The sequence below is a fragment of the Streptomyces viridosporus genome, assembly GCF_002078235.1.
Taxonomy (GTDB): Bacteria; Actinomycetota; Actinomycetes; order Streptomycetales; family Streptomycetaceae; genus Streptomyces; species Streptomyces viridosporus.
In genome coordinates this window covers 1-15,636 of record NZ_MSGP01000214.1, presented here as the reverse complement: position 1 = coordinate 15,636, position 15,636 = coordinate 1, and the positions used below count along the sequence as shown (strand labels likewise).

Genomic DNA, 15,636 nt, shown 5'->3' with positions numbered 1-15,636 from the left:
TCGTCGCGGAACTGCGCCGGCACGCGAAGTCCTCGGAGGAGCACGTGCGGGGCTTCACCCGGCTGGGCACCGAGGAGACCCACGACACGCCCGTCCTCGTCGTCGACCGCCCCGGCTGGGTCCGGGCCAATGTCGCCGGCTTCCGCGAACTCCTCAAACCGCTCCTGGACAAGATGCAGGAACGCCGCGGCAACGGTCCCGGCAACGCGGTCCTCGGCGCCGTCGGCGGCAAGGTCACCGGCGTGGAACTGGGCATGCTGCTGTCCTTCCTGGCCTCCCGCGTCCTCGGCCAGTACGAGACCTTCGCCCCCGCCACCCGCGACCTCCCGGCAGGGGGCCCCTCCGATGCGTCCGGCGGCGGCGGCCGGCTGCTGCTCGTCGCCCCCAACATCGTCCACGTCGAACGCGAGCTCGACGTGGAGCCGCACGACTTCCGCCTGTGGGTGACCCTGCACGAGGAGACCCACCGCACCCAGTTCACCGCCGTGCCCTGGCTGCGGGACCACCTGGAGGGCGAGATCCAGTCGTTCCTGGCGGAGACCGACGTCGACCCCATGACCGTCCTGGAACGCGTCCGCGAGGCCGCCCAGTCCCTCGTCGGCGGACGCCCCGAGGGCGAGGAGGGCGACGACGGGCACTCCCTCGTCGAGCTCGTGCAGACCCCCGCCCAGCGCGAGATCCTCGGCCGCCTCACCGCCGTGATGTCCCTGCTGGAGGGCCACGCCGACTTCGTGATGGACGGCGTCGGCCCCGACGTCGTGCCGAGCGTCGCCGAGATCCGCGAGAAGTTCCAGCAGCGCCGTGCCAAGGGCGCCTCCCGCCTGGACCTGGCCCTGCGCAAGCTGCTCGGCCTGGACGCCAAGCTCCGCCAGTACCGCGACGGCGAACGCTTCGTGCGCGCCGTCGTCGAGGAGGTCGGCATGGACGGCTTCAACCGGGTGTGGACCTCGCCGAACACGCTCCCCACCAAGGCGGAGATCGCCAAACCGGCGGACTGGATCACACGGGTGCACCGCAAGCCCGACGCATGAGCCCGCGCACGGCACGAAACGAATCCGGCCGACGGCAGACGGGCGCCCCTCCAATCACCCTTCCGAGGGACCGTGAGTCATGGATAGGCGTGCGATGCTCGGGTAATGACCCGGTTCTGTCACCATCTACACACTCTGAGTGACCGGCATCGGGTCCAGCCCCCGAAAACTTCATGAAGGGAACCGGACATGGGTCCCCATCCTGCGGTCGCGGCGATACGCCTGGCGGTCCGCCGCGCCCTCCACGACATCCTCGACGACCACGGCCGAACCCCCGGCCGGGCCCCGGACGAGCGTCCCCCCTCCCCGCTCGTGCTCGCGGCCTGCTCCGGCGGCGCCGACTCCATGGCACTCGCCTCCGCCCTCGCCTTCGAAGCCCCCCGGCTCGGCCTCCGCGCCGGCGGCGTCACCGTCGACCACGGCCTCCAGGCCGGCTCCGACCAGCGCGCCGCCGACGTCGTCCTGCGCCTGCGCGAACTCGGTCTGGATCCCGTCGAATCCGTCGCCGTCAGCGTCGGCCGCGACGGCGGGCCCGAGGCCGCGGCCCGGGACGCCCGCTACGCCGCCCTCGACGCCGCCGCCGAACGGCACGGCGCCGCCGCCGTCCTGCTCGGCCACACCCGCGACGACCAGGCCGAGACCGTCCTGCTGGGGCTCGCCCGCGGCTCCGGCATCCGCTCCCTGTCCGGAATGGCCGCGGTCTCGGGGGCCGGCGGCCGTTACCGGCGCCCTTTCCTCCAGCTCGACCGGCAGACCGCCCGCAAGGCCTGCATGGTCCAGTCCCTCTCCGTCTGGGACGACCCGCACAACGCGGATCCGGCCTACACCCGCTCCCGGCTGCGCCACGAGGGCCTGCCCGCCCTGGAGAAGGCCCTCGGCAAGGGCGTCGTCGGGGCTCTCGCCCGTACGGCCCAGCTCTCCCGCGACGACGCCGACGCCCTCGACGCCTGGGCCGGCCGGGCCGCGGCCGGCGTCCGCGACGCCGACGGCCACCTGGAGTGCGCCGGGCTCCGCGCCCTGCCGCCCGCCGTACGCCGCCGCGTGCTGCGCCGCGCCGCCATCGAGGCGGGCGCCCCGGCCGGTTCGCTGTTCGCCCGCCACATCGAGGAAGTGGACCGGCTGATCACCGGCTGGCGCGGACAGGGGGCCATCAACCTCCCCGGCAGGGTCGTCGCCCGGCGGCAGGGTGGCAGACTGGTGATTCGGCAAGGCTGAATCCTTACCTCCGGCAGCGCCGCGGGCGGTACGGAGCAGCCGGTGGGACGACCGAAAGTGATGCGGGTGGACGCGAAAGACATGGGTGCCGACCTCGAGAAGGTGCTCATCACCAAGGAAGAGATCGACGCCAAGCTGGTGGAGCTGGCCGCGAAGATCGACGCGGAGTACGCGGGCAAGGACCTGCTGCTCGTCGGCGTCCTGAAGGGCGCGGTGATGGTCATGGCCGACCTCGCCCGGGCGCTGTCCACCCCCGTCACCATGGACTGGATGGCCGTATCCTCGTACGGGGCGGGCACCCAGTCCTCCGGTGTGGTGCGGATCCTCAAGGACCTCGACACCGACATCAAGGGCAAGCACGTCCTCATCGTCGAGGACATCATCGACTCCGGCCTGACCCTGTCCTGGCTGATCTCCAACCTCGGCTCGCGCGAGCCCGCCTCCCTCAAGGTGTGCACGCTGCTGCGCAAGCCCGAGGCCGCCAAGGTCGCCATCGACGTGGAATGGGCCGGATTCGACATCCCCAACGAATTCGTCGTCGGCTACGGCCTCGACTACGCCGAGAAGTACCGCAACCTCCCGTTCGTCGGTACGCTCGCGCCCCACGTCTACGGCGGTTGAGTCCTTAAGGGCCCGCCCGCCGTACGGTGATCGGGAACCCCGGCGGACCCGGCGGCGTTGGAGCATCCGTGGACGCGTTTGTCGGCCGTCCCTCGCAGCTTCGGGGGACAATGCTGGGGTACCGTCCGAAGAACAGCCTTTATCAAACTCACTATGGCAGGAGGGACGGGGCGGCACCGCTCCGTATGGATGGACGTGAAGCGATACTTCCGTGGGCCGGTCATGTGGATCGTGCTGGCCGTCCTTGCCGTGGTCGTGTTGATGCAGGTCGTCGGCTCGTCCGGCGGCTACAAGACGGTGGACACGGGCCAGGTCGTCCAGGCGATCAATGAGAACAAGGTCGAGTCGGCCAAGCTGACCACCGGCGACGAGCAGACCATCAAGGTCGAGCTCAAGGACGGCGTCAAGATCAAGGACAGCTCGAAGATCCAGGCGAGCTACATCGGCGATCAGGGCGTCACCATCGCCAACACGCTGCAGGACAAGTTCCAGAACAAGCAGATCCCGGACGGCTACACGGTCTCACCGTCCAAGCAGAACCCGTTCGTGAGCATTCTGCTGTCCCTGCTGCCCTTCGTCCTCATCGTGGTCGTCTTCCTGTTCCTGATGAATCAGATGCAGGGCGGCGGCTCCCGTGTCATGAACTTCGGCAAGTCCAAGGCGAAGCTCATCACCAAGGACACCCCGAAGACGACGTTCGCCGACGTGGCGGGCTCGGAAGAGGCCGTCGAGGAGCTCCACGAGATCAAGGAGTTCCTGCAGGAACCGGCGAAGTTCCAGGCCGTCGGCGCCAAGATCCCCAAGGGCGTGCTGCTCTACGGCCCGCCCGGCACCGGAAAGACCCTGCTCGCGCGCGCCGTCGCGGGCGAGGCCGGTGTCCCGTTCTACTCGATCTCCGGTTCCGACTTCGTCGAGATGTTCGTCGGTGTCGGTGCCTCCCGGGTCCGCGACCTGTTCGAGCAGGCCAAGGCCAACGCGCCCGCGATCGTCTTCGTCGACGAGATCGACGCGGTCGGACGCCACCGCGGCGCCGGCCTCGGCGGCGGTCACGACGAGCGCGAGCAGACCCTGAACCAGCTCCTCGTCGAGATGGACGGTTTCGACGTCAAGGGCGGTGTGATCCTCATCGCCGCCACGAACCGCCCGGACATCCTCGACCCGGCCCTCCTGCGCCCCGGCCGCTTCGACCGCCAGATCGCGGTCGACCGCCCGGACATGCAGGGCCGGCTGGAGATCCTCAAGGTCCACCAGAAGGGCAAGCCGGTCGCCCCGGACGTCGACCTCGGCGCCGTCGCCCGGCGCACCCCCGGCATGACCGGTGCCGATCTCGCCAACGTGCTGAACGAGGCCGCGCTGCTCACGGCCCGCAGCGACCAGAAGCTGATCGACAACAAGATGCTGGACGAGGCGATCGACCGCGTGGTCGCGGGCCCGCAGAAGCGGACCCGGATCATGTCGGACAAGGAGAAGAAGATCACCGCGTACCACGAGGGCGGTCACGCCCTGGTCGCGGCGGCCTCCCCGAACTCCGACCCCGTCCACAAGATCACCATCCTGTCCAGAGGCCGTGCCCTCGGCTACACGATGGTGCTGCCGGACGAGGACAAGTACTCCACGACCCGCAACGAGATGCTGGACCAGCTGGCCTACATGCTGGGCGGCCGCGCGGCCGAGGAGCTCGTCTTCCACGACCCGACCACCGGTGCCGCCAACGACATCGAGAAGGCCACCGGTCTGGCCCGCGCGATGGTCACGCAGTACGGCATGACCGAGCGGCTCGGCGCGATCAAGTTCGGCGGCGACAACACCGAGCCGTTCCTCGGCCGTGAGATGGCTCACCAGCGCGACTACTCGGAAGAGGTCGCCGCGCTGGTCGACGAAGAGGTCAAGAAGCTCATCGAGACCGCGCACAACGAGGCGTGGGAGATCCTCGTCGAGAACCGTGACGTCCTCGACAACCTGGTCCTCGCCCTCCTGGAGAAGGAGACGCTGGGCAAGGAGGAGATCGCCGAGATCTTCGCGCCGATCGTCAAGCGCCCGCCCAGGCCCGCCTGGACCGGTTCCTCCCGCCGTACGCCGTCCACCCGCCCGCCGGTCCTCTCCCCCAAGGAGCTGGCCCTGACCAACGGGGCGAACGGCGCGACGCCGGCGATCAGCACCGCCAAGAGCACCGCGGCGGACCCCGCCCCGGCGCCCGAGCGGACCCCGGAGGAACGCCCCGAGAGCTGACCCGAGCTCCCGCCGGCCCCCTCCCGGGCCCGGAATGATTGCCGCGCCCCCCAGGTTCTAGCCTGGGGGGCGCGGGCATGTGCGCGCCCGCAGCTCAGAGGGCGTGCCCCTCATCCACGCAGGCACAGGAACGAGGCACCAGATGACCAACCCGGTGACGCTGGACGACGGGACCGCCCCGATCGGCGAGTTCGACGAGAAGCGGGCCGAGAACGCCGTGCGCGAACTCCTGATCGCGATCGGCGAGGACCCCGACCGCGAGGGCCTGCTGGAGACGCCGGCACGGGTGGCGCGGGCGTACCGGGAACTCCTGGCGGGGCTCCGGCAGGAGCCCGAGGACGTGCTGACGACGACGTTCGACCTGGGGCACGACGAGATGGTCCTGGTGAAGGACATCGAGATCGTGTCCCTGTGCGAGCACCACATGCTGCCGTTCCACGGGGTGGCCCACGTCGGGTACATCCCGGCGGAGACCGGCAAGATCACGGGCCTGTCGAAGCTGGCCCGGCTGGTCGAGGTCTTCGCCCGCCGTCTGCAGGTGCAGGAACGACTCACCACGCAGGTCGCCGACTCCCTCATGCGGATCCTCGAGGCCCGGGGCGTGATCGTCGTCATCGAGGCCGAGCACATGTGCATGTCCGTGCGCGGTGTCCGCAAGCCCGGTGCCAAGACCACGACGTCGGCGGTGCGGGGCCAGCTGCGGGACGCCACGACCCGGGCCGAGGCGATGAGCCTGATACTGGCGCGCTGACCTCGCCCTCCCCGGCCGTCTCAGACCGCCGGAGTGGCCCCCGCCCCGTTGTTCTCGTCGTCCTCCGGGAGCTTGCAGACGCGCTCCAGGAAGATGGCCGCCGCTATCACGCCGATGCCCGCCAGGACCGAGAAGCCGGCGTAGATGGCCTGGTCGCGGCGGGCGGGGATGTCCAGGGACTCCAGCAGGAAGACGCCCGTGCCGCCGTACATGCCGCAGACGAGGGCGGCGACCAGGGCACTGGCCTGACCGAAGACGACCGCGCGGGCCGCCATCAGGGGGTCGACCCCCTTGGCCTCGGGCCGGCGCTCGCGCTGGGCCTTGAGACGGGCGCGCAGCGAGAGTGCCGTGGCCGCGAGGACCACGGCGATCAGGGCGAGCACGACGGGCGCGGCCACGGGCACGCTCGGCAGGGTCCCGAAGGAGCTCCAGAGGCGGGCGCCGGCCCAGGACAGGACCCCGGCGACGACGAAGACGCCCGCCAGCACCCTGATGCGCAGCTCTTTCACGTGTCCCCTCGGATTCCCCCGGTGCCCCGGAATGTGATCGTGTCGACCTTAACGGCTACTCGGGCGGCCGGAGTTCCAGGTCCTCGCGGAGCACGACGCCCTCGCGGGTGACCGCGCCGAGGAGCTCGCCGACCGGCCCGCGGCCGGGGAGTTCCGCCCCGGGGTCGATGTCGTGCCAGGGCGCGAGCACGAAGGCGCGTTCGTGGGCGCGGGGGTGGGGGAGCGTGAGGTGCGGGTCGTCGGAGCGGACGTCCGCGTAGGAGACGATGTCCACGTCCAGGGTGCGCGGGCCCCAGCGCTCGTCCCGGACCCGGCGGAAGGCCTCCTCGACGGCGTGGGCCCGCTCCAGCAGGGAGGACGGGGGCAGGGTGGTCCTCAGGACCACGACCGCGTTGAAGTACGAGGGCTGGCTGCCGGGCTCGACGCCCCACGGCTCCGTCTCGTACACCGGCGAGACGGCCTTGACCCGGACGCCGGGGGTGTCCGCCAGGGCGTCGACGGCCCCCTGGAGGGTCTCCAGGCGGTTGCCGAGGTTGGCGCCGAGGGAGAGCACGGCGCGTTTCGGGTTGTGCAGGGTGGTGTCGGCGGCGTCGACCCGCTCGACCACGGAGGCGGGGACGGGCTGGACGGTCGGGTCGGTGGGGCCCTGGGCGGACGGCCTGGTCATACGCGGCTCCGGGTGATGGTGACGGTCACGTCGTCGAAGGGCACGGTGATCGGTGCGTCCGGCTTGTGGACGCAGACCTCGACCTCCCGCACCACCTCGTGCTTCAGACAGACCCGGGCGATCTGCTCGGCCAGGGTCTCGACGAGGTTGACGGGCTCGCCCTCGACGACCGCCACGACCTCCTCCGCCACGATGCCGTAGTGCACGGTCCTGGTCAGGTCGTCGTCGGCCGCGGCCGGCCTGGTGTCCAGGCCGAGGACGATGTCCACGATGAAGGTCTGGCCCTCCTCGCGTTCCCTGGGGAACACACCGTGGTACCCGCGGGCCTTCAGGCCGCGCAGCGCGACACGATCCACACGAATCACTCCTGCAGTCGTCGGTCCGGCCGGTCGGCGCCGTGTGCGGACGGCACACCGGCCCGGGGTCGAATCTACCCGCGGGCACCGGCGGGGCCGGACCGCCGGGTGCGCCTCGTCCTTGTGGTGTCTCGTGATCCCCCTACCCGTTCAGGCGGGGGTGTCGTCGTCCTCCGCCTCGTCGGTCTCGGCGAGGACCGGGGAGGCGTGGTGGGACCAGAGCTTCCAGCCGCCGGGGGTGCGCCGGAACACGTTGGTGGCGACGACGAGCTGGCCGACCAGGGGGCCCAGCTCCTCGCCGGCCTCGGGGGCGGGACCGCCGCTGAGGATGTTCTCGGTGCAGGTGACCAGGGCGGTGTCGCCGGTGACCGAGACGTGCACGTCGGTGAGGAAGAACTGGATGTAGTCGGTGTTCGCCATGATCAGGGCGTACGACCTCAGGACCTCGCCGCGTCCGGTGAGCACGGGCCAGCCGGGGTGCACGCAGGAGACCACACCGGCGTCCGCCGGGTCGTGGTACGTCTCGTCGACGCCGAGGTCGGCCGGAGTGAGCCAGAGCGACGCCACCTCCTCGAAGTCGCCCCGTTCGAGCGCCTCGTAGAAGGCGGTGTTGGCGGCCTCGACCTGCTCGACATCGGTGTGGGGTGCGGTCACCGGGCTCCTTCTGCGCCGGACGCGTCGGATTCGGGGGACACGCCGTCCGGTGTGCGCGCCTGCTCGACGGCGCGCACGACGCGCACGGCGTCGGCGGTCGCGCGGACCTCGTGCACGCGGACCGCCCACGCGCCGGCCTGCGCGGAGAGGGCGGAGACCGCGGCGGTGGCGGCGTCGCGTTCGCGGGCGGGCGGGAGCGAGCCGTCCGGGTCGGCCAGGACGCGGCCGAGGAACCGCTTGCGGGAGGCGGCGACGAGCAGCGGGTGGCCGAGGTCCAGGAGCCGGTCGAGGCGGGCCAGGAGGGCGAGGTCGTGGTCGGCGTCCTTGGAGAACCCCAGGCCGGGGTCGACGATCACGCGGTCGGCGGCGATGCCGCCCTCCAGGACGGCCGCCACGCGTGCGCGCAACTCGTCCACGACCTCGGTGACCACGTCCTCGTAGACGCCCCGGACGTTGCCGCCCTCCAGGAAGCCGCGCCAGTGCATCACGACGAAGGGGGCGCCGGCGGCGGCCACCACGCCGATCATGGCGGGGTCGGAGAGGCCGCCGCTGACGTCGTTGACGAGGGCGGCGCCGGCCGCGAGGGACTGTTCGGCGACGGACGCGCGCATGGTGTCGACGGAGATGGTGACGCCCTCGGCGGCGAGGCCGCGGACCACGGGGATGACGCGCCTGAGCTCCTCGGCCTCGTCGACGCGGGTGGCGCCGGGGCGGGTGGACTCGCCGCCGACGTCGATCAGGTCGGCGCCCTGGGCGACCAGGTCGAGGCCGTGCTTGACGGCGGTCGTCGTGTCGAACCAGCGGCCGCCGTCGGAGAAGGAGTCGGGGGTCACGTTCACGACCCCCATGACCGCGCAGCGGTCCCAGTGGGGGAGGCCCGCGACCTGGGGGCGTCCGCTGTGGTTGCTCATACGTTCAGCGTAGGCCCAGGGGGGCGCGCGGGTGTGCTCAGGCCGCGCGGACGGCGGTGCCGTCCGCCGTGGCGCGGGGAGGCGGAGCCACCCCGTGACCGGTCCGGGGGCCATGGGCCCCGGACCGGCATTTCCTCGTCCGTCCCGACGGGCACCGCGTCCCGTGGTTCCGCGAAAGACCTCGGAGTCGGTGTCGATTCGGGCATCCGGCGACATCACGTCCTTGAGGACGGCGTCTTCGGGGAAGAGGTTGACTCCGTGCGTCCCGCAGTGCGCCGGACACTTCCCGCACTTCCCTTCCGCCGCCGGCAACAAGTCGGGCGATTCCCGCCGCGCGGACACGGCGAAGTGCGTCGCGGGGACGAGGGGAACCGGAAGTGGGCGGATCCCGTCGGTCGTCCCGGAAAACGGCGGTTACGCCCTCGGCGCCCGGCGGCGGGGGGTTACGGCAGCGCCGGAGGGGGCCGCCGGGCGCCCGGCGGCGGGGCGGGACCGCCCCGGAACACCCCGGAACGCCGCGGGGAAGACTCCGCCGGTGAAGGAAATGATCTTGGCAATTCCGGCGGTGTGTCCATTCACGCTCGGCGCGCCTTCGCTGATGCCCTGTGAAACACCCGGTGTCGCTTTGTTTTTACGGGGTGGGGCACCATCATTCGCCTACGCGCGGTAAGTTTCTGGCCATGCCACGTGGACGTCATCGTCATTCCCCGCCCCTGCACAGGATGTTGCCCCCGTCGGCGATCGCAGGCGTTTCCGTCGTCTGTGCCCTGGGGCCCTGGGTGTTCACACAACCGATGGTGCTTCGTTTGCTGGCTGCGGCCGCCGCGGTCACGGCGATCGCCGGCGCGGTCGTCATGCGGCACTGGGACGTCCAGGCGGGCAAACGCGTCGCCGACCTGACGCGTGCGCGTGCGGGCGACGAGTGGCGCTTCGAGGAGCGGGTCGCGGAACTGGAGTCCGACCTCGAGGAGTCGCGCGAGCTGCGCGTGAAGCTGGAGCAGCGGCTGCGCGCCAAGCGCGCGGAACTCGCCGGGCTGCGCAACGAGCACGCGGCGCTGCTGCGGCGGTACGCCGCGGCGGAGGTCGAGCGGGCGAGCGTCCTGGAGGACCGCCGGGTGCTCGAGATAGAGGCCGCGGTTCCGGCCCGTGCGCTGCCGGCGGGGACCTCGGAGACCGCGTCCGCCGCGGAGTCCGTGGAACCGGCTGGGCAGGAGCGGCCGCGGGAGACGCCCGCGGAGGCGGCGGCCGCGAGCGGGGACGCCGACGCGGAGCCGACGGCTCCGGCGGTCTTCTCGCCGGAGGGGTCCCAGCTTTTCCTGCGGGCCGAGGCGGCACTGGCACGGTTCGACACGGACGGCGGCGAAGCCGCTGACGAGGCCGCCGTCACCGACGGGAGCGCCGGGACCGCCGGGACCGACGGGACCACCGAGGCCGCCCGGGCGGCCGGTGACGCCGGAACCTCCGAGTCCGCCGAGTCCGCCGAGAACACCGAGAACACCGAGAACACCGAGTCCGCCGAAACGCCGGAGCCCTCCGGGGGCGTCGGCTCCGCCGGTGACGGTGGTGCCGGTCCCGCCACAGTGGCGGAGTCCGGTGACGCCTTCCGGGCCGCCGGTGCGCCGGAGGCCGGCGACGCCCCGCAGCGGGACGGCTCCCCGCAGGGGACCCGGGCCCCCGAGGACGACGGTCCCGAGCCCCCGCGGAAGCGGAAGCCGACGCAGGAGGACGAGGCCCGGGAGCAGTCCGGGGCGGCCGGCGAGCACGGGCACGCGGCTGCCGCCCCCGGTCCGGCCACCGCCGGGGACCGGCCCGCGCGGCAGTCCTCCGGGCACTTCACCGTGCCGACCGCGGTGGCGGTCGTACCGCCGACGGCGCCCGTGCGGCGTCCGGTGTCCGAGGGCGGGTTCGACTTCTTCGGCACGAAGAAGGGCGCCGAAGGGTCCGCCATGGAGGCCGTGCAGAACGAGGACCTGGCCGATGTCGTCGGGCAGGAGGCGCTCGCGCTGCACAAAGCCGAGACCGAGGCGCAGTTCAAGCCCGCCGACGAGGACGCGCGGGGCGTCGGGCAGGTCATCGACCTGACGGCGCACGACGAGACGGAGCGGATCGACGTCCAGGGGTTGCGCAGCGCGGCCTCCTGAGGCACCGGTCACACCGACGGGCCCCGCACGGACGACGTGCGGGGCCCGTCGCCGTACCGCGCCGCCCCGCACCCTTCCCCGCCCCGCACGCGCGGGACAGCCCGGACGGCCTCCGCCGCGTCACCGCCCCGCCCCGCACGCGCGGGCCGGGGCGGCAGCCGGCCCGTTACGCCATCCAGCGGTCCGGGCGGGCGTCCCTGCGGCCCGTGCGGGACCTCTCCGCCTGGGCCCGCAGCAGGTCCGCCGCCTCGTCGGCGTCCCTCAGACGGGCCGTCACCGACTTGTTCGCCCCGGTGTCCACGTGGACGTCGGCGACGCCCCGGGCCCGCTGCCAGGGCCCCTGGGCCAGCCGTACGCTCTGCACCTTGGCGTGCGGCACCAGGGCCAGGCTCCGTCGCAGCAGCCCGCGGCGGGCGGCGAACACCGCGTCGGTGACGGCGAGCCCGTAGCCGCGCCACCAGACCGGCCTGCACCACCGCGCGCGCCGCGGCGGCCGGACGAGCGCCTCGTCCGGCGGCACGCTCACCCCGGGCAGCACCCGCGCGACGACCGCCTCGGCGATCTCGCGCGGGGCGACCGGCAGCAGCAGGGAGTTGGACGAACCCGCCACGTCCAGTTCCACGCGCACCCACCCCCGGCGCCGCCACAGCAGCGGTTCGACGATGCGCACGGTCTGCACGCGCCCCGGCGGCACCGTCTCGTGCGCCCGGTCCAGCAGCCCGTGGTCGATGCGCAGCCCGTCGGGCGACTCGCCCACCGTCCAGTCGTACTCGGTGACGAACCGGCCCACGCTGCTCGCGCCCGCCGCGCCGAGCAGCGGCACGGCGGTGGCGAGCAGTGTCCACGGGCTGTGGGTGGCCATCCACAGCGGCGGCAGCACGATAGCGGCGGCGACCAGCCAGCCCCAGGTCGCGCCGGTCAGCACGAGGGAGACGGCCAGCACGCCCGGCGGCACCCGCAGCAGCTGCCGGGACGGGGCCTCGCCGACCTCGTGCGCGGTCTCGGGCGCGAAACCGGCCGCCCGGGCGAGCAGTTCGGCGCGCAGCGCACGCGCCTCGTCGGCGCCCAGGAAGGCGAGTTCGTCCTTCTTGTCGGTGCCTATGACGTCGAGTTTGAGTTTCGCCACGCCCGCGACCCGCGCGAGCAGCGGCTGGGTGACGTCGATGGCCTGGATCCGCTCCAGCCGGATGTGCGCGGTGCGCCGGAACAGCAGCCCGGTACGGATGCGCAGTTCGCTGTCGGTCACCGCGAAGTGGGTGAACCACCACGTCAGGAAGCCGTAGAGGGCGGCGGCCGGGAGGAGCACGGCGAGACCGACCAGCAGGGTGGTGGGTGTCAGCCGGGTCAGCTGGCGCTGTGCCCCGTCGGGGTCGTGCAGTGCCCACCCGATCAGCACCGCGACGGGCGCCCACGCCCGTCTGAGCGGCGTGACGGGGTGCAGCCGCCGCTCGATCACGGGGCGCCGCTCCCGTATGCCCTCGTGGACGCCGGGGGTCGTCACAGCCCCGCCGATCGGGCCTCGCCCAGCTCGGTGAGCCGGTCGCGCAGCCGTTCCGCCTCGGCCGGGTCGAGGCCGGGGATGGTCGCGTCGGTCGCCGCGGCGGCCGTGTGCAGCTGCACGCTGGCCAGGCCGAAGTACCGTTCGACGGGCCCGGAGGTGACCTCGACCAGTTGCATCCGCCCGTACGGCACGACCGTCTCCCGGCGCCACAGGACGCCCCGGCTGATCAGCAGGTCGTCGGCGCGCTCGGCGTACCGCCAGGAGCGCCAGTTGCGCTCCAGCAGCGTCCAGCCCCAGACCGCCAGGGCCGGCGGCAGCGCCGCGAAGGCGGCCCAGCCGGGCCCGGCCAGCAGCCCCGGGACCAGGGCGGTGGCCAGGGTCAGCAGCCCCAGCCACACCACCAGCAGCAGCCTCCGCATCCGCAGCAGCCCTGGCGGCAGTGCGATCCACACCGGCTCGTCCTCCGCCGCGGCCACCGGCCCCGCGCCTTCCGCCGGACCCGATGCTTCCGCCGGATCCGCCACTTCCGTCGGATCCGCCGCTTCCACCGGCCCCTTCGCTTCCGTCGGATCCGCCGCTTCCACCGGCCCCTTCGCTTCCGTCGGATCCGCGGCGCTGCCCGCCGGATCCGTCGGCCCCACCTGCGCCGGCCTGCCCGTTCCCACGGTCCCGGCGTCGTGCCCGCTCCCCGTCTCCATGGGGCCAGCGTACGTAGGGGAGACTGTGTCCATGACTCCTACGACGGAGACCGTGGTCGGTGTCGGCGGCGCCGCGGAGAGCACCGACATGGTGCTCAACATCGGGCCCCAGCACCCGTCCACGCACGGAGTGCTGCGCCTGAAGCTCGTCCTGGACGGCGAGCGCATCGTCCGCGCGGAGCCGGTGATCGGCTACATGCACCGGGGCGCGGAGAAGCTGTTCGAGGCACGCGACTACCGGCAGATCATCATGCTGGCCAACCGCCACGACTGGCTGTCGGCCTTCTCCAACGAGCTGGGCGTGGTCCTCGCCGTGGAGCGGATGCTCGGCATGGAGGTCCCCGAGCGCGCGGTGTGGCTGCGCACGCTGCTCGCGGAGCTGAACCGGGTGCTCAACCACCTGATGTTCCTCGGCTCCTACCCGCTGGAGCTCGGCGGCATCACCCCGATGTTCTACGCCTTCCACGAGCGCGAGGAGCTCCAGCACGTCATGGAGGAGGTCTCCGGTGGGCGCATGCACTACATGTTCAACCGCGTGGGCGGCCTCAAGGAGGACATCCCGGCGGGGTGGACGGCACGCGCGCGTGCCGCCGTCGCCGACGTGCGCTCCCGCATGGACCGCTTCGACGACCTGGTGCTCGGCAACGAGATCTTCCGGGGCCGCACGCGCGGCGTCGGCGTCCTGTCCCCGCAGGCGGTGCACGCGTACGGGGTGAGCGGGCCGCTCGGCCGGGCCTCGGGCGTCGACTTCGACCTGCGCCGCGACGAGCCGTACCTCGCCTACGGCGAGCTGGCGGACGTCCTGAAGGTGGTGACCCGCCGGGAGGGCGACTGCCTCGCCCGCTTCGAGTGCCTGCTGGAGCAGACGTACAACTCCCTCGACCTCGCCGACGCCTGCCTCGACCGGCTCGCCGAGCTGCCCCCGGGGCCGGTCAACCAGCGGCTCCCGAAGGTCCTCAGGGCGCCCGAGGGGCACACGTACGCGTGGACCGAGAACCCGCTCGGCATCAACGGCTACTACCTGGTCAGCAAGGGCGAGAAGACGCCGTACCGGCTGAAGCTGCGCTCGGCGTCCTACAACAACATCCAGGCGCTCACCGAGCTGCTGCCGGGGACGCTGGTCGCCGACATGGTGGCGATCCTGGGGTCGATGTTCTTCGTGGTGGGCGACATCGACAAGTAGGCCCGCGCGGGTAGACCCGTGCGGGTGGGTCCGTGCAGGTGGGTCCGGGCGGGTCGGTCCGGGGGAGGAGGCCCGGGCCCGTCCCCGGGCCCGGCGGGGCGTCAGCCGGTGAGCACGTCCCCGATCCCCACGGGCTGCACCAGCCACCCGAAGTCGCCGAACCCGCCCGGCGCGGTGAGCTCGGCGGCCTGGGAGGCGGTCGCGAGGGCGCGCACGTACCCGGCGGGGTCGGTGGACGCCCGCGCGAGCGGCGGGCGGTCACCGGTGAGGCCCAGGGAGCGCAGGGCGTCCCGCTGGGACAGCAGGCGGGCGCCGGGGAGCGCGCAGGCCGCGGCACAGGCGTCCAGGGCGACGTGCGCGGTGATGTCGCACGACCCGTCCGGCACGGGTGACGTCTCCCGCCCCTCCCGGAAGCCGGTGAGCGTCCCGAACGGCGGCCGCGCGCCGGCCGTGTGCGCGTAGTCGACGGCGACGGCGAGCCCCCGCGCGAGCGTCCCGGCCGCGGCGGCCCAGGCCCGGTCGCGGGGCAGCCCGATCTCCGCCCGCAGCCCTTCCTCGCCCCCCAGCGGCCACCACCGGGCCAGCCACCGCGCCTCGGCGCCCGCGACCGGCTCCCCGAGCCGTTCCGTCCCGTCCGACCGGACCAGGACCAGCCGGGGCACACCCGCCGGGTCCACCTCCACGACCTCCACGGGGACGTTGTCCAGCCACTCGTTGGCGAAGAGCAGCCCCGTGACGCGCTCCGGGGGGCCGGCCCGCCACTCGATCCGGTGATCGAGCCCGGCGGGGCGGTCGGCCAGCTCGACGGCGTACGCCCGCACGCGTGCCGCCACGTCGGCGGGCAGCGCGGTGAGCACACCGGTGACCAGTTCCCCCCGCCCGGCGGCCATGTCCACGAAGTCGAGCACCGCCGGCCGCCCCAGCGCCTCGTCGACCCGGCACAGCAGACGCGCCACGGCCCCGGCGAACAGCGGCGAGGCGTGCACGGAGGTACGGAAGTGCCCGGCCGGGCCCTCGGGCCTGCGGTAGAAGCCGCCCGGCCCGTACAGCGCGGCCCCGGCCGCCGCACGCCAACCGCGCCAGCCGTCCCGCTCGCCCCGCCCGTCCTGCTCGCCCCGCCCGTCCCGCTCGCCCCGGTCGCCCCGCTCGTCCCGGTGGTCCCGCCCGTC

General features: G+C 73.0%; 15 protein-coding genes. 7 read left to right on the top strand and 8 right to left on the bottom strand.

The features are described 5' to 3' along the window. The 5 genes from B7L92_RS15815 to folE form a co-directional block, all read left to right on the top strand. On the top strand, positions 1-1,031 hold a 1,031-nt coding region (locus B7L92_RS15815; RefSeq protein ID WP_081238242.1), incomplete at its 5' end, for a zinc-dependent metalloprotease. 189 nt (positions 1,032-1,220) lie between these two features. Continuing rightward, positions 1,221-2,246 (top strand): tRNA lysidine(34) synthetase TilS, encoded by a 1,026-nt coding sequence (tilS, locus tag B7L92_RS15810; RefSeq protein WP_081238241.1) that lies wholly within the window; start codon positions 1,221-1,223, stop codon positions 2,244-2,246. Positions 2,247-2,306: 60 nt separating this feature from the next. Further along, a complete protein-coding gene (hpt, locus tag B7L92_RS15805; RefSeq protein WP_016825215.1) occupies positions 2,307-2,867 on the top strand; it encodes a hypoxanthine phosphoribosyltransferase in 561 nt (186 codons plus the stop codon). A 189-nt stretch (positions 2,868-3,056) separates the two neighbouring features. Next, positions 3,057-5,096 carry an ATP-dependent zinc metalloprotease FtsH gene (gene ftsH, locus B7L92_RS15800; protein WP_081238240.1) on the top strand — a complete coding sequence of 680 codons (2,040 nt, stop codon included), beginning with the start codon at positions 3,057-3,059 and terminating at the stop codon, positions 5,094-5,096. A gap of 142 nt (positions 5,097-5,238) precedes the next feature. Then, positions 5,239-5,847: a GTP cyclohydrolase I FolE gene (folE, locus tag B7L92_RS15795; protein WP_081238239.1), complete on the top strand. Its 609-nt coding sequence runs from the start codon at positions 5,239-5,241 to the stop codon at positions 5,845-5,847. Between the two features lie 20 nt (positions 5,848-5,867). Here the strand turns inward: folE and B7L92_RS15790 are convergent, their stop codons facing one another. The 5 genes from B7L92_RS15790 to folP form a co-directional block, all read right to left on the bottom strand. Further along, positions 5,868-6,356, bottom strand: a complete 489-nt coding sequence (locus tag B7L92_RS15790; RefSeq protein ID WP_081238238.1) for a DUF3180 domain-containing protein — start codon at positions 6,354-6,356, stop codon at positions 5,868-5,870. Positions 6,357-6,411: 55 nt separating this feature from the next. Further along, positions 6,412-7,023: a 2-amino-4-hydroxy-6-hydroxymethyldihydropteridine diphosphokinase gene (gene folK, locus B7L92_RS15785; protein ID WP_081238237.1), complete on the bottom strand. Its 612-nt coding sequence runs from the start codon at positions 7,021-7,023 to the stop codon at positions 6,412-6,414. Further along, complete coding sequence (gene folB / locus B7L92_RS15780; protein ID WP_081238236.1) at positions 7,020-7,379, bottom strand: dihydroneopterin aldolase; 360 nt, start codon at positions 7,377-7,379, stop codon at positions 7,020-7,022. The genes folK and folB overlap by 4 nt, the downstream gene beginning before the upstream one ends. 150 nt (positions 7,380-7,529) lie before the next feature. After that, positions 7,530-8,033 (bottom strand): nuclear transport factor 2 family protein, encoded by a 504-nt coding sequence (locus B7L92_RS15775; protein WP_081238235.1) that lies wholly within the window; start codon positions 8,031-8,033, stop codon positions 7,530-7,532. Continuing rightward, complete coding sequence (gene folP / locus B7L92_RS15770) at positions 8,030-8,944, bottom strand: dihydropteroate synthase (RefSeq protein WP_081238234.1); 915 nt, start codon at positions 8,942-8,944, stop codon at positions 8,030-8,032. Before folP ends, B7L92_RS15775 begins: the two co-directional genes overlap by 4 nt. Before the next feature lie 722 nt (positions 8,945-9,666). Between folP and B7L92_RS15765 the strand changes: the two genes are divergently transcribed. Then, the gene (locus tag B7L92_RS15765) at positions 9,667-11,085 is read left to right on the top strand and encodes a hypothetical protein (RefSeq protein ID WP_081238233.1); all 1,419 of its coding nucleotides are present in this window, start codon (positions 9,667-9,669) and stop codon (positions 11,083-11,085) included. Positions 11,086-11,251: 166 nt separating this feature from the next. Here B7L92_RS15765 and B7L92_RS15760 read toward each other — a convergent pair whose 3' ends face one another. Both B7L92_RS15760 and B7L92_RS15755 read right to left on the bottom strand, forming a co-directional pair. After that, positions 11,252-12,586, bottom strand: coding sequence for a PH domain-containing protein (locus B7L92_RS15760; RefSeq protein WP_081238232.1), 1,335 nt, complete (start codon positions 12,584-12,586; stop codon positions 11,252-11,254). Beyond that, positions 12,583-13,005 (bottom strand): PH domain-containing protein, encoded by a 423-nt coding sequence (locus tag B7L92_RS15755; RefSeq protein ID WP_255310979.1) that lies wholly within the window; start codon positions 13,003-13,005, stop codon positions 12,583-12,585. Before B7L92_RS15755 ends, B7L92_RS15760 begins: the two co-directional genes overlap by 4 nt. 310 nt (positions 13,006-13,315) lie before the next feature. On the opposite strand from B7L92_RS15755, the gene B7L92_RS15750 reads away from it, so the two are divergent. Further along, on the top strand, positions 13,316-14,467 hold the full coding sequence (locus B7L92_RS15750) for an NADH-quinone oxidoreductase subunit D (RefSeq protein ID WP_081238231.1): 1,152 nt from the start codon (positions 13,316-13,318) through the stop codon (positions 14,465-14,467). Positions 14,468-14,568: 101 nt separating this feature from the next. On the opposite strand, the gene B7L92_RS15745 is transcribed toward B7L92_RS15750, so the two are convergent. Next, a complete protein-coding gene (locus B7L92_RS15745) occupies positions 14,569-15,516 on the bottom strand; it encodes an SAM-dependent methyltransferase (RefSeq protein WP_081238243.1) in 948 nt (315 codons plus the stop codon). Positions 15,517-15,636 lie beyond the last annotated feature (120 nt).